Annotated in this window: 20 protein-coding genes; 13 read left to right on the top strand and 7 right to left on the bottom strand. The window is 64.3% G+C overall.

Going from position 1 to position 18805, the window contains the following annotated elements; genetic code table 11:
- Position 1: 1 nt before the first annotated feature.
- The 7 genes from BM154_RS00440 (at position 2) to BM154_RS00410 (ending at position 6362) form a co-directional block, all read left to right on the top strand.
- A complete protein-coding gene (locus BM154_RS00440; RefSeq protein WP_074879549.1) occupies positions 2 to 355 on the top strand; it encodes a DUF4398 domain-containing protein in 354 nt (117 codons plus the stop codon).
- Positions 352 to 1161: an OmpA family protein gene (locus BM154_RS00435; RefSeq protein WP_208609406.1), complete on the top strand. Its 810-nt coding sequence runs from the start codon at positions 352 to 354 to the stop codon at positions 1159 to 1161. The genes BM154_RS00440 and BM154_RS00435 overlap by 4 nt, the downstream gene beginning before the upstream one ends.
- A 230-nt stretch (positions 1162 to 1391) precedes the next feature.
- A complete protein-coding gene (locus BM154_RS00430; protein ID WP_074879544.1) occupies positions 1392 to 2822 on the top strand; it encodes an aminotransferase-like domain-containing protein in 1431 nt (476 codons plus the stop codon).
- A gap of 92 nt (positions 2823 to 2914) precedes the next feature.
- On the top strand, positions 2915 to 4570 hold the full coding sequence (locus BM154_RS00425; RefSeq protein WP_083414409.1) for a vWA domain-containing protein: 1656 nt from the start codon (positions 2915 to 2917) through the stop codon (positions 4568 to 4570).
- Between the two features lie 2 nt (positions 4571 to 4572).
- Positions 4573 to 5163, top strand: coding sequence for an RNA polymerase sigma factor (locus tag BM154_RS00420; protein WP_083414408.1), 591 nt, complete (start codon positions 4573 to 4575; stop codon positions 5161 to 5163).
- A complete protein-coding gene (locus tag BM154_RS00415) occupies positions 5160 to 5717 on the top strand; it encodes a hypothetical protein (RefSeq protein WP_074879542.1) in 558 nt (185 codons plus the stop codon). Before BM154_RS00420 ends, BM154_RS00415 begins: the two co-directional genes overlap by 4 nt.
- A 111-nt stretch (positions 5718 to 5828) precedes the next feature.
- A complete protein-coding gene (locus BM154_RS00410; RefSeq protein ID WP_074879539.1) occupies positions 5829 to 6362 on the top strand; it encodes a hypothetical protein in 534 nt (177 codons plus the stop codon).
- Positions 6363 to 6376: 14 nt separating this feature from the next.
- Here the strand turns inward: BM154_RS00410 and BM154_RS00405 are convergent, their stop codons facing one another.
- From BM154_RS00405 to BM154_RS00395, 3 genes are all read right to left on the bottom strand, one after another.
- Positions 6377 to 7132 (bottom strand): CPBP family intramembrane glutamic endopeptidase, encoded by a 756-nt coding sequence (locus BM154_RS00405; RefSeq protein ID WP_074879535.1) that lies wholly within the window; start codon positions 7130 to 7132, stop codon positions 6377 to 6379.
- 60 nt (positions 7133 to 7192) lie between these two features.
- A complete protein-coding gene (locus tag BM154_RS00400) occupies positions 7193 to 7360 on the bottom strand; it encodes a DUF2897 family protein (protein WP_074879532.1) in 168 nt (55 codons plus the stop codon).
- Positions 7361 to 7463: 103 nt separating this feature from the next.
- Positions 7464 to 8810 carry a class II 3-deoxy-7-phosphoheptulonate synthase gene (locus BM154_RS00395; protein WP_074879530.1) on the bottom strand — a complete coding sequence of 449 codons (1347 nt, stop codon included), beginning with the start codon at positions 8808 to 8810 and terminating at the stop codon, positions 7464 to 7466.
- A 171-nt stretch (positions 8811 to 8981) separates the two neighbouring features.
- On the opposite strand from BM154_RS00395, the gene BM154_RS00390 reads away from it, so the two are divergent.
- The 4 genes from BM154_RS00390 (at position 8982) to pabB (ending at position 13793) form a co-directional block, all read left to right on the top strand.
- Positions 8982 to 9755 carry a spermidine synthase gene (locus BM154_RS00390; protein WP_074879527.1) on the top strand — a complete coding sequence of 258 codons (774 nt, stop codon included), beginning with the start codon at positions 8982 to 8984 and terminating at the stop codon, positions 9753 to 9755.
- A gap of 117 nt (positions 9756 to 9872) precedes the next feature.
- Positions 9873 to 10271: an ester cyclase gene (locus BM154_RS00385; RefSeq protein ID WP_074879524.1), complete on the top strand. Its 399-nt coding sequence runs from the start codon at positions 9873 to 9875 to the stop codon at positions 10269 to 10271.
- A gap of 329 nt (positions 10272 to 10600) precedes the next feature.
- Positions 10601 to 12274 (top strand): DEAD/DEAH box helicase, encoded by a 1674-nt coding sequence (locus BM154_RS00380; protein ID WP_074879521.1) that lies wholly within the window; start codon positions 10601 to 10603, stop codon positions 12272 to 12274.
- A 157-nt stretch (positions 12275 to 12431) separates the two neighbouring features.
- Positions 12432 to 13793 carry an aminodeoxychorismate synthase component I gene (pabB, locus tag BM154_RS00375; RefSeq protein WP_074879518.1) on the top strand — a complete coding sequence of 454 codons (1362 nt, stop codon included), beginning with the start codon at positions 12432 to 12434 and terminating at the stop codon, positions 13791 to 13793.
- Between the two features lie 46 nt (positions 13794 to 13839).
- Here the strand turns inward: pabB and BM154_RS00370 are convergent, their stop codons facing one another.
- Positions 13840 to 14607 (bottom strand): DODA-type extradiol aromatic ring-opening family dioxygenase, encoded by a 768-nt coding sequence (locus BM154_RS00370; protein ID WP_074879515.1) that lies wholly within the window; start codon positions 14605 to 14607, stop codon positions 13840 to 13842.
- Between the two features lie 105 nt (positions 14608 to 14712).
- Between BM154_RS00370 and BM154_RS00365 the strand changes: the two genes are divergently transcribed.
- Entirely contained in the window at positions 14713 to 15363 is a 651-nt protein-coding gene (locus tag BM154_RS00365; protein ID WP_074879513.1) for a thiopurine S-methyltransferase, read from the top strand.
- 59 nt (positions 15364 to 15422) lie between these two features.
- Here BM154_RS00365 and htpX read toward each other — a convergent pair whose 3' ends face one another.
- The 3 genes from htpX to BM154_RS00350 all read right to left on the bottom strand — a co-directional run bounded on the left by htpX (position 15423) and on the right by BM154_RS00350 (position 18242).
- Positions 15423 to 16295: a protease HtpX gene (gene htpX / locus BM154_RS00360; RefSeq protein ID WP_074879510.1), complete on the bottom strand. Its 873-nt coding sequence runs from the start codon at positions 16293 to 16295 to the stop codon at positions 15423 to 15425.
- A 230-nt stretch (positions 16296 to 16525) separates the two neighbouring features.
- Entirely contained in the window at positions 16526 to 16969 is a 444-nt protein-coding gene (locus tag BM154_RS00355) for a hypothetical protein (RefSeq protein ID WP_074879507.1), read from the bottom strand.
- A gap of 61 nt (positions 16970 to 17030) precedes the next feature.
- Entirely contained in the window at positions 17031 to 18242 is a 1212-nt protein-coding gene (locus BM154_RS00350) for a pyridoxal phosphate-dependent aminotransferase (RefSeq protein ID WP_074879504.1), read from the bottom strand.
- A 146-nt stretch (positions 18243 to 18388) separates the two neighbouring features.
- On the opposite strand from BM154_RS00350, the gene msrB reads away from it, so the two are divergent.
- Positions 18389 to 18787: a peptide-methionine (R)-S-oxide reductase MsrB gene (msrB, locus tag BM154_RS00345; RefSeq protein ID WP_074879501.1), complete on the top strand. Its 399-nt coding sequence runs from the start codon at positions 18389 to 18391 to the stop codon at positions 18785 to 18787.
- The last annotated feature ends 18 nt before the right edge of the window (positions 18788 to 18805 follow it).

The following is an 18805-nucleotide window of genomic DNA, read 5'->3' as shown; positions in this document are numbered from 1 at the left end:
TGTGATCTATCAGTTTACCGGCGCCGCCCTGGCGTTGCTGTTGCTCCAGGGCTGTGCCAGCGATCCCGCGCCAGCCGAGCAGATGCGCCTGACCGAGCAGGTTGTTGAACAGGCCCGCACCGTTGCCGCAGGCGAGACCGTCGCCGAGTTGAGCCAGGCCGAAAGCAAACTTGCCCAGGCGCAGGCGGCAATGGCGCAAGGGGCCTACCGCACCGCCCGTGTGCAGGCCGAACAGGCCGAACTGGATGCACGGCTGGCCGAGGCACGGGTGCTGACGCTGCGCGGCCAGGCCCAGCTGACCGAACTCAATCGCCGTATCGGGCGTTTGCGCGACCAGTTGGGGGCGATGCCATGAGCATGTTACGCACCGCCGTCCTGGCGCTGACGGGCCTGGCTATGACAGGTTGCGCCGGGCTGAACGACGAGCACAGCGCTGCGCTTGAAGCGGCGCGGGCCAGTTTCCAGGCCGTGAAGGAAGATCCCCAGGTGCTGCGCAGCGCCCCTAAGGACGTGATTCGTGCCGGCGAGTCGCTAGGCCGTGCCGAGCGCCTGGCCGGCTACTGGGGCAGTGCCGATGACGTGGCTCACTACGCATACCTGAGCCAGCGCTACAGCGAGATCGCCCGTGAGCACGCCCAGCTGGTTATGGATCAGGAGCGTGCCGCGCGCCTGGAACTGGAACGCCAACGCCTGCAACTGGCGCTGCGCGAGGCCAAGCTGACCAGCGTGCAGGAGCAGAATGCCTGGCTGGAAGAGCAGATTGTCAGCCTGGCCACCTCGCAAACCGACCGTGGTCTGGTAGTGACCCTGGGCGACGTGCTGTTCGATGCGGGCGAGGCGCGCCTCAAGCCCAGCGCCAACCGTACCGTGCTCAAGCTGGTGCAGTTCCTGCAGCTCAATCCGCGGCGAATCGTGCGTATCGAGGGATATAGCGACAGCAGCGGCAAGCGCGAAGAAAACCTGGAGTTGTCCAAGGCGCGTGCGCAGACGGTCGCCGATGCGCTGATCGACCTTGGGGTCGAGACCAGCCGTGTCGAGGTCCAGGGCTTCGGCGAGAGCTTCCCGGTGGCTGAAAATGCCTCGGCCAAGGGAAGGGCACAGAATCGCCGGGTTGAGATCCTGTTCTCCGACGAGCAGGGTCGCCTGGGCGCCACGCGCTGAATCATTTGCCAGCAAACGCCGTCGCCGGATAACAGGGCGGGGTTTTGTGGCCAGCCATCCCTGGCGGCCACCCTTCGGGCCATCGGCAGAACCTACGTCAAAAATCGCTCCCGGCGATTTTTTTTGGCCGGCTGTAAGGTGGGTGTATCGGCCAGATATTTCAGGGCTGTACCGGTACAGAAACATTTGCATGGGCTACTGTTATGGTTCAGTACCGGGAAGATACGGCCATGACCAATCTGTTGCTTTACCAGCGCATCGCCCAGCAACTGGCGGATGATATCCGTCGTGGCGTCTATCAGCCCGGTGAGCGGGTACCGTCGGTGCGCAAGATGAGTGCCCAGCTCAGCGTCAGCCATGCCACGGTATTGCAGGCCTACGCCAATCTCGAAGATCTCGGCTTGATCCGCGCGCGGCCGCAGTCCGGCTTCTACGTGCACCAGACTCCGGCGCTGACTGCCGATACCCCGGATATCGCCCGGGTCGAGCGTCCCGGCCTGGTCACGCGCAGCAGCATCATCAATCAGGTGCTTGGCGAGGCGCGCCGCGAGGGCGTGTTTCCGCTTGGCGCTGCAGTGCCCCATGTCGACTACCTGCCGGTGCGCGCACTGCATCAGCAGCTTGCCAAGGTCACCCGCTTCCAGAGCCCGCGCGCGTTCAGCTACATGTTCAGCCCGGGTTTCGAGCCGTTGCGCCGGCAGGTGGCGATTCGCATGCGCGATGCCGGTGTACTGGTCGACCCCTCCGAGGTGGTGATCACCCATGGCTGCGTGGATGCCCTGCAGATGAGCCTGCGGGTGCTGACCCGCCCTGGCGACCTGATCGCCACCGAGTCGCCGACCTACTACGGCCTGCTGCAACTGGCCGACCTGCTCGGCCTCAAGGTCATCGAGATTCCCAGCGACCCGAGCACCGGGATCAGTGTCGAGGCGTTGCAGCTGGCTGCCAGCCAGTGGCCGATCAAGGCCCTGGTGCTTACCGCGCGCCTGAGCAACCCGCTGGGTGGAACCATTCCCGAGGCGCGGCAGAAACAGCTGCTGCGCCTGGCCGGCGATTTCGATATTCAGATCCTCGAGGACGATATCTACGGCGAGCTGATGTTCGAGCAGGGCCGCACCAAGGCGCTCAAAGCCAGTGACCTGGAAGGTCGCGTGGTGTATTGCTCGAGCTTCTCGAAAACCCTGTCGCCCGGCGTGCGCATCGGCTGGATCATCGCCGGCAAATATCAGGACGAGGTGCAGCGCCTGCAGATGTTCACCACCCATTCGGCGTGCAGCGTCACCCAGATGGCGGTGGCTGCATACCTGGAGAACGGCGGCTACGACCGTCATCTGCGGCACATCCGTCAGGAATACCGCAAGAATCTCAGCGCCTTCCAACTGGCCATCCAGCAGTATTTTCCCGAAGGCACGCAGATCACCAGGCCTACCGGCGGCTTCATCCTGTGGGTCAGTCTGCCGGCGCGGGTCAATACCAAGGACCTGCACGTCAGCGCCTTGCAGCAGGGCATCAGCATCGCCCCAGGGCTGATCTTCAGCAACACCGAGCAGTTCAACCACTGCGTGCGCATCAACTGCGGCATCCCGTGGAATCGTGAAGCCGAGCGCGCGCTGATGACCCTCGGCATGCTCGCCACCCAGCTCTGCCAGGAGGCCGGTTGAGCGCCAAGTAAATGAGCCTGGGCGTTTAACCCGAATGGCCGTGCGCCTGCGTCTACTGGATCGAAGCGCTCTTTCGATCCAGGAGAAGCACCATGCGCAACCATTCCTTTGTGTCGTACAGCATTGCCGGCAGCGTCGTGCTGTCACTGGCCGCCTGCAGTGCCGGTCAGAATCCCACCCTCGATTCACCACCCGCCCAGCCGGTACAGGCTGCCAAAGCGCTCTCGGTCGGGCCGGCCATCGTCCCGGCGCCGATGACCACGCGCCTGGCCGCGCCGGCCGCTCGCGAGCATTCGTATGCAGCGCAGGCCGAGGGCCGTGAGCACTACCAGCGGCTGGCTGCCAACCCGGTACAGTCGGTTGCCGAGGCCCCAGTGTCGACCTTCAGCATTGATGTCGACACCGGCAGTTACGCCAACGTGCGCCGCTTCCTCAACGAAGGCCGGCTGCCGCCCGCCGAGGCGGTGCGCCTGGAGGAACTGGTCAATTACTTCCCTTATGCCTATCCCTTGCCCACCGGCAACGCGCCGTTCGGCGTTGATACCGAGCTGGTGGTGACACCCTGGAACTCCCAGAGCCGCCTGCTGCGCATCGCCATAAAGGCCTCCGACATGCAGGCTGCCCAGTTGCCAGCCGCCAATCTGGTATTTCTCGTCGACGTGTCCGGTTCCATGGATCGCCCCGACGGCCTGCCGCTGGTGCAGAGCACCCTGAAGCTGCTGGTGGAGCAGTTGCGCGCCGAGGATCGTGTTTCGTTGGTGGTCTACGCCGGAGATTCCAGTGTGGTGCTGGAACCCACCGCTGGCTCGCAAAAGGCGCAGATCCGCGCGGCTATCGAGCAACTGCGCGCTGGTGGCTCGACGGCCGGCGAGTCGGGCATCCAGCTGGCTTACCAGCAGGCACAGCAGGGCTTCATCAAGGGTGGCATCAACCGCATCCTGCTGGCCACCGATGGCGACTTCAATGTCGGCATCAGCGACTTCGACAGCCTCAAGGCGCTGGCTGCCGACAAGCGCAAGAGTGGTATCTCGCTGACCACCCTGGGCTTTGGCACGGGCAACTACAACGAGCAGTTGATGGAACAGCTGGCCGATGCTGGCGACGGCAACTACGCCTATATCGACAACCTGCGCGAGGCGCGCAAGGTGCTGGTCGAGCAGCTCAGCTCGACCCTGGCCACGGTAGCGCGAGACGTGAAGATTCAGGTCGAATTCAATCCGGCGCAGGTTAGCGAATACCGCCTGCTCGGTTACGAGAACCGCGCCCTGAAACGTGAGGACTTCAGCAACGACAAGGTCGATGCCGGGGAAATCGGCGCCGGTCATAGCGTGACGGCCATGTACGAAATCGTGCCGGTCGGCAGTCGTGGCTGGCTGGAGCCACTGCGCTATCGCCAGGCTTCTTCAACGGCGCCAGGCGCGGGCGAGCTGGCCTGGTTGCGCATCCGCTACAAGGCGCCCGAGCAGAACCACAGCCGGTTGCTTGAGACCGCTATCAGGGCACCAGCGTCCATCGTGCCTATCGCCAAGGCCAGTGAAGATCTGCGCTTTGCCACCGCCGTGGCGGCTTTCGCCCAGCAGTTGAGCGGCGGCCGTTACACCGGCCGCTTCGACTGGGCGGCTACCGCGGCACTGGCGCGTGGCAGTCGTGGCGATGACCCATTCGGCCTGCGCAACGAATTCGTGCAACTGGTGGAACTGGCGCAAAGCCTGCAAACTGGCGACTCCCGCGCCATCGGAGCCGAGTGAGTGTGACCGCCAACCCTTCAGCCATTGCCGAGCCCGGCGACGCCGAACTGCTGCGCCGCTATCGGGCCGGTGACGCCGCATCCTTCACGCAACTCTACGAGCGGCATCGCCTCGGCCTGTTTCGCTTTCTAGTCGGCCTGTGTGGTGACCATGGCGTGGCCGAAGAGGTATTCCAGGACACCTGGATGAGCCTGATCCGCAGCGAGGCGCTGCAGCGTGAGGCCGCGGTGCTGTTCAAGACCTGGCTGTATCAGATCGCGCGCAATCGGCTAATCGACCACTGGCGCAAGCAGGGCAAGCGTCAGCAGTGTGAAGAAAGCTTCGATGAACAGGTGCATGACCAGCCCGTCGCCGAACCAGACCCCGAGCGGCAGCTCAGCCTCAGCCAGGACCAGGCGCGCATCCAGGCTGCACTTGCCGATTTGCCGGCCGAGCAGCGCGAGGTGTTCCTGCTGCGCGCCCATGGCGAGCTGGAGCTGCACGAAATTGCCGAGCTGACCCGCACACCGGCAGAAACGGTAAAGAGTCGCCTGCGCTATGCGATGCACAAGCTGCGTCGTCTGCTCGGTACGGCTGAAGAGGTATCGCCATGAACGATGATCGTCACGATCACGACGAGCTGCTGCGGCATGTCCGCGAACACAGTCGCGAGCAGCCCCGGGCGGCGCTCGATGCGCGCATTCTCGCCGCTGCCGAGCTCGCCGCAACCCGACGCCAGCCGCCGGGCTTCTGGCAGCGCTTGCAAGACAGGGTGTCCGCGGGCTCGGTGCGCGGGCGCTGGTCGGCCGCTTTCGGTTGCCTGGCATTGCTGGGCCTGGGGCTCGGGTTGAGCCTGCAGACCCTGGATCAGCCGCCTGCTCGCTACGATGCCCCGGCCGCCGCCATGCAGCGCCAGGCGCCCATGGCCTTGCAGACCCCCGTCAGCCCGGCGCCAATGGCCGAGATGGCCGACGCACCTAGGGTCATGGCGCGCATGGCGGCAAAAGCGGCGCCGCCGCCCGCGGATGTGCTCGCTGCATTGCGCAAGATTGCCGAGCTGCGAGCGCGTGGTGAAGCAGGCCAGGCGCAGCAGCGCATCGAACAGTTGCAAGGCCGCTACCCGATGCTGGATATCGAGGCCGAGTTGCAGCGCCTGCCCGATGATTGAGGAGAGAGGACGACGGGCGGTGGTGCCATTCGGCAGCTAGGCTGGCGTTATCGTCCAGCCGTTTTAGAATGCAGGGTTACCAGATCACGAAAAACCGTTGCGAGGGTCTCGATGCGCTATCTGTTGTTGCCGCTGTGTCTTGCCGTACTGCTCAGTGCCTGTGGCTCCGATGAGCAGGGCAAGGACGTGCCGCGCAAGAACAGTGAGCCGGCAGTGGCCGCCGAGCCCGCCAAGCCGGTCCAGCCGGTCGAAAAGCGTGAGCCGCCAGCCGCTCGGGCCGAGGCGCCGGCTGCCCAGCCACAGGCCGCAGAGGCGCAACCTCAAGCCGCACAGCAAGTGGCGCCCGCCGAGCCGAAAAAGGCCGCCCAACGTGCCAAGCCCGAGAAGGCCCGGCAGAAGGTTGCCCACACGCCACCCAAGACCAAGCTGGATCTGAGTCTGCCGCCAGAATTGGCCGCCACCCTGGATGCCGAGGATCGGGCTGCTGCCGATGGCACGCCGCCGATCCTGCCGTCGTTCTTCGAGGAGCGCAAACCTTCGCTCAATCCCTTCCAGGTCAGTGGCAAGCTGCTGACTGGCGAGCTGGGCTCCGAATACTGGAATGCGGTCGAAGGCGCCGAACTGCAGTTCGAGTTCCGCCGCTAGCTGTTTCCCGTTGCCTAGGTGATACGCAGCGGATAGCTCAGCAAGGTGAAATGCAGCAGATTGACCAGGCCGTGCAGGGCAATCGCCAGGCTCAGCCGGCCGCTGACCCGCATGACCAGGCCATAACCCAGCCCCGCCACGGCGGCCACCACCGCAAAGGTCGGGCTGTACGGCATATGCACGGCGCCGAACAGCAGCGCCGTCAGCACTACGCCCGGCCATACCCCTAGCCAGGCCACCAGGCGTGCTTGCAGCAAACCCCGAAACAACAGCTCCTCGGCCAGTACCGCGACGGCCAGGTTGATCGCCAGCCAGGCGCCCAGCAGGGTCGGCCACTTCGGTTGCCAGGCGACCACCTCCAGCGCCAGCGCAAGGCCTGGTACCGCCAGCAGCGTGGCGATGAATATCGGCGCAATCAAGGCGGGCCGTGGCGCTGGCCTCGGCGGCAGGCCCAGCCACCAGGCGAGCAGGGTGCAGCCGACCAGCAACTTGTCCCACGACAGCCGCAACAGGTAAGGCGCAGCATCGGCGCTGATGCGCTGGGGAGCGGCGATAACCCATGGGCTGAAGCCGGGGAGCAGATGGGCCGCCAGTAGTATGCTGGCAGCTATCACCAGCACACTCCAGAGCCCTCGAGGCATGGGCGTCGGTGCCAGTACCAGGGCAATGAACAGGCAGGCGAGTAACAAGCCGACAGGGTCGATGTCACCCATGAGCATGCCCGCCAGGAGCGGGCAGCAGGGCAGTAGCAGGCGGGGTATCAACGGCATTGCGCCTCCTGGGTGGAGGCGCAGTTTACAGGCTGGTGGGGTCAGCCTGTTGCGGCTCGATCAGCGATCTTGCGCGTCCTTGGCATTCTGCTCGGCTTCGCGCTCGTGGATGCGCTTGAGCTGCTCTTCACTGAGCGGCAGCTTCTTGGCGCTGTCGCGCAGCATCAGCAGGCCACCGACGATGGAGCCGATCGCCAGAATCAGGATCAACCAGGCATACCAGGGCATGTGCGACTCCTTCTATCGAATGATGAGCCTCGTGTGCCAAATGCATCGAGGCCCTGTTGTGAAGACCGCCCGTCGGCCTGCTTGGTTCAGCCTACCGAGCGGCTCAGCGGCGTACCTGCTTGAGTGTCTCGGCGATCATGAAGGCCAGTTCCAGGGACTGGTCGGCGTTCATTCGCGGGTCGCAGTGGGTGTGGTAGCGATCGGACAGGCCGGCCTCGGTGATCGGCTTGGCGCCGCCGATGCACTCGGTGACGTCCTGGCCGGTCATTTCGATGTGAATACCGCCGGCATAGGTGCCCTCGGCGTGGTGCACGGCGAAGAACTGCCGCACCTCGGCGAGAATCTGCGCGAAGTCGCGGGTCTTGTAGCCGCTCGAGGCCTTGATGGTGTTGCCGTGCATCGGGTCGCTGCTCCATAGCACCTGGCGGCCTTCGCGCTGCACGGTACGGATCAGCCTTGGCAGGCCGGCTTCGACCTTGTCGGCACCCATGCGCACGATCAGGTTAAGGCGGCCCGGGTCGTTGTCCGGATTGAGAATGTCGATCAGGCGGATCAGGTCCTCATCGGTCATGCTCGGCCCGACCTTGACGCCAATGGGATTGCCCACGCCACGCAGGAATTCGACATGGGCGCCGTCCACCTGACGGGTGCGGTCGCCGATCCACAGCATATGGGCCGAGCAGTCGTAGAAGCCGCCAGTCAGGCTGTCGCGGCGCACGAAGGCTTCTTCGTAGTTGAGCAGCAGGGCTTCGTGGGCGGTAAAGAAGCTGGTTTCGCGTACCTGGGCCGCGCCGTCCATGCCGCAGGCACGCATGAACGCCAGGGTCTCGTCGATGCGATCAGCCAACTGGTGATACTTCTGGGCCAGGGCCGAGTTGGCGATGAAGTCCAGGTTCCACTGGTGCACCTGATGCAGGTCGGCGAAGCCGCCCTGGGCGAAGGCGCGCAGCAGGTTCAGCGAAGCGGTGGACTGGTGGTAGGCCTGCAGCAGGCGCTGCGGATCCGGCGCGCGGCTGGCTGGGTCGAAGCCGATGCCGTTGACGATATCGCCACGGTAGGCGGGCAGGGTGACAGCGTCGATGGTTTCGTCATTGGCCGAACGCGGTTTGGCGAACTGGCCGGCCATGCGGCCGATCTTCACCACCGGGCAACCGGCTGCGAAGGTCATGACGATGGCCATCTGCAGCAGCACCTTGAAGGTGTCGCGGATCTTCGCCGCGCTGAATTCGGCGAAGCTCTCGGCGCAATCACCGCCCTGCAGCAGGAAGGCGCGGCCCTGGGTGACCTCGGCGAATTGCTTGCGCAGCTCGCGCGCCTCCCCGGCGAATACCAATGGCGGAAAGCTGGCCAGGGTCTGTTCGACCTGGGCGAGCTTCACGGCGTCCGGGTACTGAGGTTGTTGCTGGATGGGGTGGTTTCTCCAGCTGTCGGGGCTCCAGGGCTGACTCATGGCGGCATCTCTTGTTGGCGATTGGTCATGGTAACCGATCACCCTGCGCAGCGACGCATGGTGATCGGCGACACCGCCAGGCATTTAGCGCGTGACCTGAATGCGCTGCATCGCCGACAATCGGCGGCAGCCCGGCTGGAGCCGGGAAACGCGATGGTGGAGTGTGTACGCATGCCTGGCTTGCCCCCGGTAGAGGACATGAAGGACGAGGTGGTGCTGGCCGAGGTGCATGACGCCTTCGGCGTGATCCGTGTGGTGGAGATCGGCGAGTACCGCTTTCTCGAGTTCGGCGAGGCGATCGAACAGAGCTGCGTGTTCACCGCCGACCCCAGCTGGCTGGAATATGACTACACCCGCGCCATGTTCATGGGCGCGTTGTGCCATGAGGCGCCGGAAACCGCGCTGTTCCTCGGCCTGGGCGCCGGCAACCTGACTCAGGCGTGCCTGAAGTTCCTGCCCCTCGAGGACGTGGAAACCATCGAGCTGCGCCCCGATGTGCCGCGCCTGGCCATGCAGTACCTGGGCCTGGAAGACGATCCGCGCCTGACCATGCGCATCGGCGACGCCATGGAACTGCTGCCCAGTGCGGAAAGCGCGGACCTGATCTTCGTCGACCTGTATACCGACACCGGCCCCGGCGTGGGCCATCTGGCCTGGCGCTTTCTCGACGACTGTCGGGCCAAGCTCAACCCCGGTGGCTGGCTGATCATCAATCAGTGGGCCGGCGATGACGGCAAGCCGTTGGGCGCGGCGCTGCTGCGCGGCCTCTATCACCGCCATTACTGGGAGTGCCCGGTGGTGGAGGGCAACGTCGTGGTGCTGGTACCGGCCGAACTCGATCAGCAGTTCGACCGCGAGGCGCTGAGTCGGCGCGCTGCAGCCCTGCAGGCGCAGCTCGGCTACTCGCTGCAGCCCCTGATCGATGCCGTGCGCATCTCCAGCTAGGGTCGGGAATTAACCGGCACTGGCGCTGTCCTTCTAGGGCCTCGGCTATCGAGCGCAGCCCCTCGTGGTTTGCGCGATCCGCCAAAGGCTTCCAGCCCACTGCCAAGGAGCCCTGTCATGAGCGACCACGATCTTCCCGCCGTGTATCGTGCCTACATCGAGTGCCTCAATCGCCAGGATTGGGCGAGCCTCGGCCAGTTCGTGCACCACGACGTGATCCACAACGGCCGGCGGGTGGGGCTTGACGGCTACCGGGAAATGCTCGAGCGCGACTATCGGGAGATTCCCGACCTGCAGTTCAACATTCGCCTGTTGACCTGCGAGGAGTCGATGATCGCCAGCCGCCTGGATTTCCACTGCACGCCAAAGGGGCGCTTTCTCGATTTGCCGGTCAATGGCCGCAAGGTGACCTTCAGCGAGAACGTGTTCTACGCCTTTCGCGACCACAAGATCGGCGAAGTCTGGTCGGTGGTCGACAAGGCGGCGATCGAAGCCCAGCTCACCGGCAGGGCCTGACCATTCGATCAGAACCCGAGGCTGCGGCATACTGTCGCGAGCCGGCCGTTACCTGCCGTTCAGCTATTTTGTTGTGTGAAAAAGCGCACACGTCTGTATGAATTCCGGTATAGTACGCGCCGGCCAATTCATGGCCACGTTCAAGTAGTGCAACTCGCCCGGAAGCTTTCCGGCAGCCAGTCCGCCAAGCGGGCTATCTTGACGATTCACTTTTCACCACGTTTTCGCAAATCCCCGCCGACCAGGCTGCCAGGGTGACCCACAAGGTCCTACATGGCATGCGCAGCTTTGGAACATGGGTCTTTGCGGATGCACTCAGAGGCAGACCCATGACCCAGGAAATCGGCGGCTTCGCCGCACTCGGACTTCACTCCAATATTCTCGCCGCACTGACCGCCGTCGGTTACGAAGAGCCGTCGCCCATTCAGTCGCAAGCCATTCCGGTGATCCTCTCCGGCCAGGACATGATCGGCCAGGCGCAGACCGGCACCGGCAAAACCGCCGCCTTCGCATTGCCGATCCTGTCGAAAATCGACCCGGCCAAGCGTGAGCCCCAGGCGCTGATTCTCGCCCCGACCCGCGAGCTCGCTCTGCAGGTTGCCACGGCGTTCGAAACCTACTCCAAGCAGATGCCTGGCCTTAACGTGGTCGCCGTCTACGGCGGCGCGCCAATGGGCCCGCAGCTCAAGGCCATCCGCCAGGGCGCTCAGGTCATCGTCGCTACTCCGGGCCGTCTGGTCGACCACCTGCGTCGCGACGAGAAAGTCCTGTCGACCATCCAGTACCTGGTACTCGACGAAGCCGACGAAATGCTCAAGCTGGGCTTCATGGACGACCTCGAAGTGATCTTCGAGGCCATGCCGGAAAGCCGCCAGAGCGTGCTGTTCTCCGCGACCCTGCCGCATTCGATCCGCGCCATCGCCGAGAAGCACCTGCGCGAGCCGCAGCACATCAAGATCGCCGCCAAGACCCAGACCGTCTCGCGTATCGAGCAGGCGCACCTGATGATCCACGCCGACCAGAAGACCAACGCCGTGCTGCGTCTGCTGGAAGTCGAGGAATTTGACGCGCTGATCGCCTTCGTGCGTACCAAGCAGGCCACCCTGGATCTGGCCGCCGCGCTGGAGGCCAAGGGCTTCAAGGCTGCCGCGCTGAATGGCGACATCGCCCAGAACCAGCGTGAGCGTGTCATCGAGTCGCTCAAGGATGGCCGCCTGGACATCGTCGTGGCCACCGACGTCGCCGCCCGTGGTATCGACGTGCCGCGCATCACCCACGTGTTCAACGTCGACATGCCGTACGACCCCGAGTCCTACGTGCACCGTATCGGTCGTACCGGCCGTGCCGGCCGTGATGGCCGCGCACTGCTGCTGGTGACCCCGCGTGAACGCCGCATGCTGCAGGTGATCGAGCGCGTGACCGGCCAGAAGGTTGGCGAGGTCAAGCTGCCCAACGCTCAGCAGGTGCTGGATGCTCGCATCAAAAAGCTCACCAACAGCCTGGCACCGCTGGTGGCCGACGCCGAAGCCAGCCATGGCGATCTGCTCGACCGTCTGACCGCCGACATCGGTTGCAGCCCGCGGGCCCTGGCCGCTGCGCTGTTGAAGAAGGCTACCAACGGCCAAGCTCTGGATCTGGCCAGCGTCGAGCGCGAGCAGCCGCTGGTACCGGGCGTTGGTGGTGCTCCCCGCGAGCGTCGTGAGCGTGATGGCGAGCGCAGCGGTGAGCCGCGTGAGCGTCGTGCGCCGATGCCCCTGGGCGAAGGCCGTGCGCGTTGCCGCACCGCGCTGGGCGCCCGTGACGGTATCGCCGCCAAGAACCTGCTGGGCGCGATCCTCAACGAGGGCGGCCTGGCCCGTGAGGCGATCGGTCGTATCCAGATCCGCGAGAGCTTCAGCCTGGTGGAGCTGCCGGAAGATGGCCTGGAGCGTCTGCTGACCAAGCTCAAGGACACCCGGGTTGCCGGCAAGCCGCTGAAGCTGCGTCGCTACCGCGAAGATTGATCGGCAGTGCTGCAGTGATTCGGGGGAGCCAATGGCTCCCCCGAGTCGTTTCTGGGCCCTGCACGGTCGTTTGCAGCGCGCTCCAGTGGCAACGTCCCCTAGGACGTTGACGCGCGCGGCTCTACAATCTGCCGTCCCCGTTTGTGTGATCTATCGAATGCCTACCTGTCTCGTCCATCTGCTGCCGTATCAGGCCGATCCCGCCGTTTATTTCCAGCCCGTGCGCCAGGCGCCGGGCGCGGTGTTGCTCGATGCGGGCCGGCCTGCGGCGGCGCGGGGTCGTTATGATCTGCTCAGCGCCTGGCCAGTGGCCGAACTGGCGCCAGGGCAGGGTGAGTCGGGCGCTGCGTTCTTCGCGCGCTTGCGCGAGCAGCTTGAGATCCTGGGGCCGGCCCAGCTGCCGGCCGGGGTCGAACTGCCGTTTGCCGGTGGCCTGCTCGGCTACCTGGCCTACGACTTCGGCCGTCGTATCGAAAGGCTGCCAGAGCAAGCCCGGGACGATCTGGGCCTGGGGGACGCGGTCTTCGGGTTGTATGCCTGGGCATTGATCAGCGATCACCAGGCGCGCACCAGCCAGCTGGTGTTCCATCCCACCTTGCCGGCGGCCGAGCAGGCGCGCCTGCTGGCGCTGTTCGAGGAGCCTGCGGGCGAGGCCGAGGGGCAGGCATCATTCGCCTTGCTGGCGCCGTTTCAGGCCGATATCGAGCAGGCGCGTTACGCCGAGGCCATCGCCCGGATCCAGGCCTATATCGCCTCCGGCGACTGCTATCAGGTCAATTACGCTCAGCGCTTTCGAGCCCCCTATCAGGGGGAGCCGTGGCAGGCCTATGGCGCGCTGCGCGCCGCTTGTCCGACACCGTTCTCCGGCTACCTGACCCTGCCCTGTGGGGGCGCCTTGCTCAGCCTGTCGCCCGAGCGCTTCATTCAGGTCAGCCAGGGCCGGGTGGAGACGCGGCCCATCAAGGGCACGCAGCCGCGTGGGCATGACGAGCAGGAGGATGCGCACAACGCTCGGCTGTTGCTCGCCAGCACCAAGGATCGCGCCGAGAACCTGATGATCGTCGATCTGCTGCGCAACGACCTAGGGCGTAGCTGCCGTATCGGCTCGGTGCGGGTGCCCGAGCTGTTTGCCCTGGAGAGCTACCCCAACGTGCACCATCTGGTCAGCGCGGTGACCGGCGAGCTGGCTGAGGACAGGGATGCATTCGACCTGCTGCTGGGCGCCTTCCCTGGCGGTTCCATCACCGGGGCGCCGAAGATCCGTGCGATGCAGATCATCGATGAGCTGGAGCCGACGCGCCGTGGCCCCTATTGCGGTTCGCTGCTGTACCTCGATGTGCGCGGCGAGATGGATAGCTCCATCGCCATCCGCAGCCTGCTGGCCAAGGACGGCGTGATCAGTTGCTGGGGCGGCGGCGGCATAGTTGCCGACTCGGCCTGGCAGGCTGAATACCAGGAGTCGATCACCAAGGTGCAGGTGCTGCTCAGCACCTTGGAGCGGCTCTACAGGGTCTGTTGATGTTCCACGCACGGCAACGCGGCTCGCGTTGAAGCATCAACAGACCCTAACCGAAGCGGTAGATATCCATGCCCAGGGCGCCCAGGGTGAACCCCTGGTGCTCGATGGCAAAGGTGCCGCCGGCGCCGCGGGCGAAGAACAGCGGTAGCAGGTGTTCTTCGCTGGGATGGTTGCGCCGCGCGTGGGGGGCCTGGCGGCGGTAGTCGAGCAGTGCCGCCAGATCGTCTTCGCGCAACCGTTCGACCATCCAGTCGCGAAACTCCAGCGCCCAGGGCGCCGCTTCGTCGCCGTTAGAGCGCCAGTCGAGCTCGCCCAGGTTATGGGTGATGCTGCCCGAGCCAATCAGCAGTACGTTCTGCTCGCGCAACGCGGCCAGCGCTTCGCCTACCCGTACTTGCAGGCCCGGGCCCTCGCGGCTGGGCAGGGAAACCTGCACCACCGGAATATCGGCGTCGGGGTAGAGCAGCGACAACGGAACCCAGCTGCCATGGTCGAAGGGCCGGCGCTCATCGGCCTGTGCGTCCAGGCCGGACGCTCGCAGGTGCTGCACGATGGATTCGGCCAGTTTTGGGCAGCCAGGCGCCGGGTACTGCACCTGATAGAGCTCGGCAGGGAAACCACCGAAGTCGTGCCAGGTTTTCGGCTGGGAGCTACTCATCACCCGCAACGCTTCGCTTTCCCAGTGGGCTGAGACCACGACGATCGCATCCGGGCGTTTCAGTTCGGAGGCGAGCCGGGCGAGGGCAGGGCCGCTGGCGCCAGGTTGCAGGGCGAGCATGGGGGAGCCATGGGAAATGAACAGGCTAGGCTGCATGATGTTCTCCTGATGATGTTGTCATGATCCATCAGTCAAGTTGGCCTAACAACGGCTAAAGTCTGCTCGGTGTTATCTGTTTTCTTGATGTCTCGAGGGTAAATCATGCAGGAATCATTCTGGCTGCAGCGCTGGCACGCCAATCAGATCGGCTTTCACGCCCGGCAGGTCAATGGCTTGCTGCAACGCCACTGGGCCGCGGTAGCTGGTACGAGCGAGGCGCCCGTGCTGGTGCCGTTGTGTGGCAAGAGCCTGGACATCGCCTGGCTGGCGGCGCGCGGGCATCGGGTGGTGGGTGTGGAATTGGCCGAGGTGGCGGTCGCGGCATTCTTCGCCGAACAGGGCGTGCAGCCGACGATTACCAGCGAGGGCGCCTTCAAGGTCTATCGCCATGGCGGTGTCGAGTTGTTCTGTGGCGACTTCTTCGCACTGGAAGCGCGGCATTTGCCCGCCTGTACGCTGTTCTACGACCGTGCCGCATTGATCGCGTTGCCGGCCGAGCTGCGCGAGCGCTACGTGCGGCATTTGCAGCAGGTTCTGCTGCCTGGAAGCAGCGGCTTGCTGGTGACCCTGGATTACGACCAGACGCTGATGGATGGCCCGCCGTTCTCGGTACCCGATGCCGAGGTGCGCAGCTGGAGCGGTAAGATATGGGAAAGCGAATTGCTGGAAAGCCAGGATGCCCTGGAGGACCGTTTCAGGGCCCGTGGCCTCTCTCGCATGGATGAGCGCGTCTATCGCCTGCGGCTGCGCTGAGCCGTTTTGCAGGCATGAAAAAGGCGACCCGAGGGTCGCCTTTTTTTCTGGCATTGCGATCAGTTCAGCCGGCGCAGCGCTTCGATGCGCTCTTCCAGCGGCGGGTGAGTCATCAGCAGGCCGGCCAGGCCGTTCTTCAGCCCACCGTTGATGCCGAAAGCGGTGAGGCTGTCAGGCATCTGCACTGGCACGCCCTGTTCGGCACGCAGGCGCTGCAGGGCGGCGATCATCGCACCCTTGCCGGCCAGTCTGGCACCGGCTTCGTCGGCCTTGTACTCGCGTTTGCGCGAGAACCACATGACGATGATGCTGGCGAGGATACCCAGCACCAGTTCCGCGAAGATGGTCGCCACGAAGTAACCGATGCCATGGCCGCCCTCGTTCTTGAGGATCGCCTTGTCGACGAAGTTGCCGAAGATGCGTGCGAAGAACATCACGAAGGTGTTCACCACGCCCTGGATCAGCGCCAGGGTGACCATGTCGCCATTGGCCACGTGGCCGATCTCGTGGGCCAGCACGGCGCGCACTTCATCGGGCGAGAAGCGCTCGAGCAGGCCCTGGCTGACGGCGACCAGCGCGTCGTTCTTGTTCCAGCCGGTGGCGAAGGCGTTGGATTCGTAAGCCGGAAAGATACCCACCTCGGGCATCTTGATGCCGGCATCGCGTGACAGCTCCTCGACGGTCTGCAGCAGCCATTGTTCATGGCGGGTGCGCGGCTGGGTGATGATCTCGGTGCCAGTGCTCATCTTCGCCATCCATTTGGACAGGAAGAGCGAGATCAGCGAGCCGGCGAAACCAAAGACGGCGCAGAAGATCAGCAGGCTGCCGTGGTTCTGGCCGGTGAAGCGATCAACCCCCAGCAGTTTGAGGGTGATGCTGGCGATAACCAGTACCGCCAAGTTGGTAGCCAGGAACAACATAATGCGCATCATGGTGTGAAACGACTCCTCACGGGAAAGACAGGCTCGATACGGCGGCTATATAAGGGCTCACCCTGTGGCTATTCAACCGAGTCACTATTTCAAACTGTGTCGCCTGGCTTGGCTGCGAAGGGGCAGCTCCGCGACGGCGGCAATGCTTAGATGGGCTTTTTCACGTTTATTTCAATCCAGGCCGAGAAAAACCCCGTCAGCGCCCTCGCATTGGTGGCAGGCTGTTGCGCTCAGTGAGGTGCAGGAGGGCGCTGTTCGAAGAGCTGGCGGGTCAGCCGGGCAATCCGTTCACCATGTTGCTGGGCGAGCGCGTCGCGTAGCTGAAAGGCCAGGGTCGCCTGTACCCGATCCACGGCGGGTGGCGGTGCCTCGCCTTCGCCAAGTGCACGGGGAATGCCGCGCGACAGGCGCAGAAAGCCCTTCTCGGTCAGCACCGCCTGATCCAGCGCGTCGTAACCGATGGTCGATTCATAACGCAGGTAGCCTTCGTCGGCCAGCCACAGCAACGCGCCCAGGCAGGCCTGATGGCGTTTGCTCGGCAAGCCGAACTCGTCCGGCTCTTCCCGGCCGATCAGGTCTTCCACGTACAGCGAGGTTTTGCGCGGAAAGGCCTGGTAGAGCATCAGCAAACCGCTGGCGGCGTCCTTGTAGAAGTCGTCTATCTGCAGATCCATGGGCATGTGCTCGGACGGCGAGAGAAGCGAATGCCCGGGCGGGCATTCGCGCTGCCGAAAGTTATTGGCGATAGGTCTTGAGGAAGCTGCCGATACGGCCGATCGCCTGTTCCAGGTCGTCGACGCGGGGCAGGGTGACCACGCGGAAGTGGTCCGGCCACGGCCAGTTGAAAGCGGTGCCCTGGACGACCAGCAGCTTCTCGGAAAGCAACAGGTCGAGGACGAACTTCTCGTCGTTATGGATCGGGCAGACCTTGGGGTCGATCTTCGGGAAGGCGTACAGGGCGCCCATGGGTTTCACGCAGCTGACCCCGGGAATGTCGTTGAGCAGCTCCCAGGTGCGATTGCGCTGTTCCAGCAGGCGGCCGTTGGGCAGAACCAGGTCGTTGATGCTCTGGTAGCCGCCCAGGGCGGTCTGGATCGCATGCTGACTGGGCACGTTGGCGCACAGGCGCATGTTGGCGAGGATGTCCAGGCCCTCGATGTAGCTTTTCGCGTTGTGCTTGGGGCCGGAAATGATCACCCAGCCGGAGCGGAAACCGGCCACCCGGTAGGACTTGGACAGGCCGTTGAAGGTCAGGCAGAGCACGTCCGGCGCCAGGGAGGCGGTGGAGATGTGCTGGGCTTCGTCATAGAGGATCTTGTCGTAGATCTCGTCGGAGAAGATCACCAGTTTGTGCTGACGGGCCAGCTCGACGATGTCCTGCAGCACCTCGCGCGAATACACGGCGCCGGTGGGGTTGTTCGGGTTGATCAGCACCAGCGCCTTGGTGTTCGGGGTGATCTTGGCGCGCATGTCGGCGATGTCTGGGAACCAGCCGGCCTGCTCGTCGCACAGGTAGTGCACCGGCTTGCCGCCGGACAGCGCCACGGCGGCGGTCCACAGCGGATAGTCCGGCGCCGGGATCAGCACTTCATCGCCGTTGTTGAGCAGCGCCTGCATGGCCATGACAATCAGCTCGGAGACGCCGTTGCCCAGGTAGATATCCTCGATGCCGACGCCTTCGATCTGCTTCTGCTGGCAGTACTGCATCACCGCCTTGCGAGCGCTGAACAGGCCCTTGGAGTCGCTGTAGCCTTGCGCCGTCGGCAGGTTGCGAATCACGTCCTGAAGAATTTCCTCGGGGGCCTCGAAGCCGAAGGGCGCCGGGTTGCCGATGTTCAGCTTGAGGATGCGCTGGCCTTCCTCTTCCAGACGCTTGGCGTGCTTGAGCACCGGGCCGCGAATGTCGTAGCAGACGTTGGCGAGCTTGTTGGATTTGCTGACCTGCATGGTGAAGAATCCCGAATCGAAGAGGGCGGCCTGCAAGGGGCCGAGGCGGCGGCGAGCCGTGGCGGGTTGAGGTGTCGAATCATACGTGTCAGCCTGAGTCGGGCAAAGATACAGATAGGGCTTTTTTATCCCGAGGAGGATCGCCTGTGAGCAAGCTCGAAAAACCCCTGGAAACCTGGCGTGAAGAGCTGACGGACGCGCAGTTCAATGTCTGCCGCCTGGGTGGTACCGAACGCCCGTTCACCGGTGAGTACCATGACAGCAAGGTGCCCGGTATCTATCAATGCGTGTGCTGTGGCACGCCGCTGTTCGATTCGGACGCCAAGTTCGACTCCGGTTGTGGCTGGCCGAGCTACTTCCAGCCGCTCAATGACCAGGTGATTACCGAGCTGGAGGACTTCAGCCACGGCATGCACCGTATCGAGGTGCGCTGTAGCAACTGTGATGCCCATCTGGGCCACGTGTTTCCCGATGGCCCGCGTCCAACGGGGCTGCGCTACTGCATCAATTCGGTGTCACTCAAGCACGTACCTCACGAGGCGTAACCCAGTCGTATCCATCGT

Origin of the sequence: Phytopseudomonas argentinensis (genome assembly GCF_900113905.1) — a bacterium.
Taxonomy (GTDB): Bacteria; Pseudomonadota; Gammaproteobacteria; order Pseudomonadales; family Pseudomonadaceae; genus Aquipseudomonas; species Aquipseudomonas argentinensis.
This window is presented reverse-complemented; position numbering and strand designations above follow the sequence as displayed.

What these genes read in the sequence shown, in the direction of transcription:
- BM154_RS00390 (WP_074879527.1), top strand. Translation starts at nt 8,982, where the DNA reads ATGCCTGGCTTGCCCCCGGTAGAGGACATGAAGGACGAGGTGGTGCTG.
- BM154_RS00405 (WP_074879535.1), bottom strand. Translation starts at nt 7,132, where the DNA reads ATGCCGTTGATACCCCGCCTGCTACTGCCCTGCTGCCCGCTCCTGGCG.
- BM154_RS00400 (WP_074879532.1), bottom strand. Translation starts at nt 7,360, where the DNA reads ATGCCCTGGTATGCCTGGTTGATCCTGATTCTGGCGATCGGCTCCATC.
- BM154_RS00410 (WP_074879539.1), top strand. Translation starts at nt 5,829, where the DNA reads ATGCGCTATCTGTTGTTGCCGCTGTGTCTTGCCGTACTGCTCAGTGCC.
- BM154_RS00395 (WP_074879530.1), bottom strand. Translation starts at nt 8,810, where the DNA reads ATGAGTCAGCCCTGGAGCCCCGACAGCTGGAGAAACCACCCCATCCAG.
- pabB (WP_074879518.1), top strand. Translation starts at nt 12,432, where the DNA reads ATGCCTACCTGTCTCGTCCATCTGCTGCCGTATCAGGCCGATCCCGCC.
- htpX (WP_074879510.1), bottom strand. Translation starts at nt 16,295, where the DNA reads ATGATGCGCATTATGTTGTTCCTGGCTACCAACTTGGCGGTACTGGTT.
- BM154_RS00430 (WP_074879544.1), top strand. Translation starts at nt 1,392, where the DNA reads ATGACCAATCTGTTGCTTTACCAGCGCATCGCCCAGCAACTGGCGGAT.
- BM154_RS00365 (WP_074879513.1), top strand. Translation starts at nt 14,713, where the DNA reads ATGCAGGAATCATTCTGGCTGCAGCGCTGGCACGCCAATCAGATCGGC.
- BM154_RS00370 (WP_074879515.1), bottom strand. Translation starts at nt 14,607, where the DNA reads ATGCAGCCTAGCCTGTTCATTTCCCATGGCTCCCCCATGCTCGCCCTG.
- BM154_RS00415 (WP_074879542.1), top strand. Translation starts at nt 5,160, where the DNA reads ATGAACGATGATCGTCACGATCACGACGAGCTGCTGCGGCATGTCCGC.
- BM154_RS00350 (WP_074879504.1), bottom strand. Translation starts at nt 18,242, where the DNA reads ATGCAGGTCAGCAAATCCAACAAGCTCGCCAACGTCTGCTACGACATT.
- BM154_RS00380 (WP_074879521.1), top strand. Translation starts at nt 10,601, where the DNA reads ATGACCCAGGAAATCGGCGGCTTCGCCGCACTCGGACTTCACTCCAAT.
- BM154_RS00425 (WP_083414409.1), top strand. Translation starts at nt 2,915, where the DNA reads ATGCGCAACCATTCCTTTGTGTCGTACAGCATTGCCGGCAGCGTCGTG.
- BM154_RS00355 (WP_074879507.1), bottom strand. Translation starts at nt 16,969, where the DNA reads ATGGATCTGCAGATAGACGACTTCTACAAGGACGCCGCCAGCGGTTTG.
- BM154_RS00435 (WP_208609406.1), top strand. Translation starts at nt 352, where the DNA reads ATGAGCATGTTACGCACCGCCGTCCTGGCGCTGACGGGCCTGGCTATG.
- BM154_RS00385 (WP_074879524.1), top strand. Translation starts at nt 9,873, where the DNA reads ATGAGCGACCACGATCTTCCCGCCGTGTATCGTGCCTACATCGAGTGC.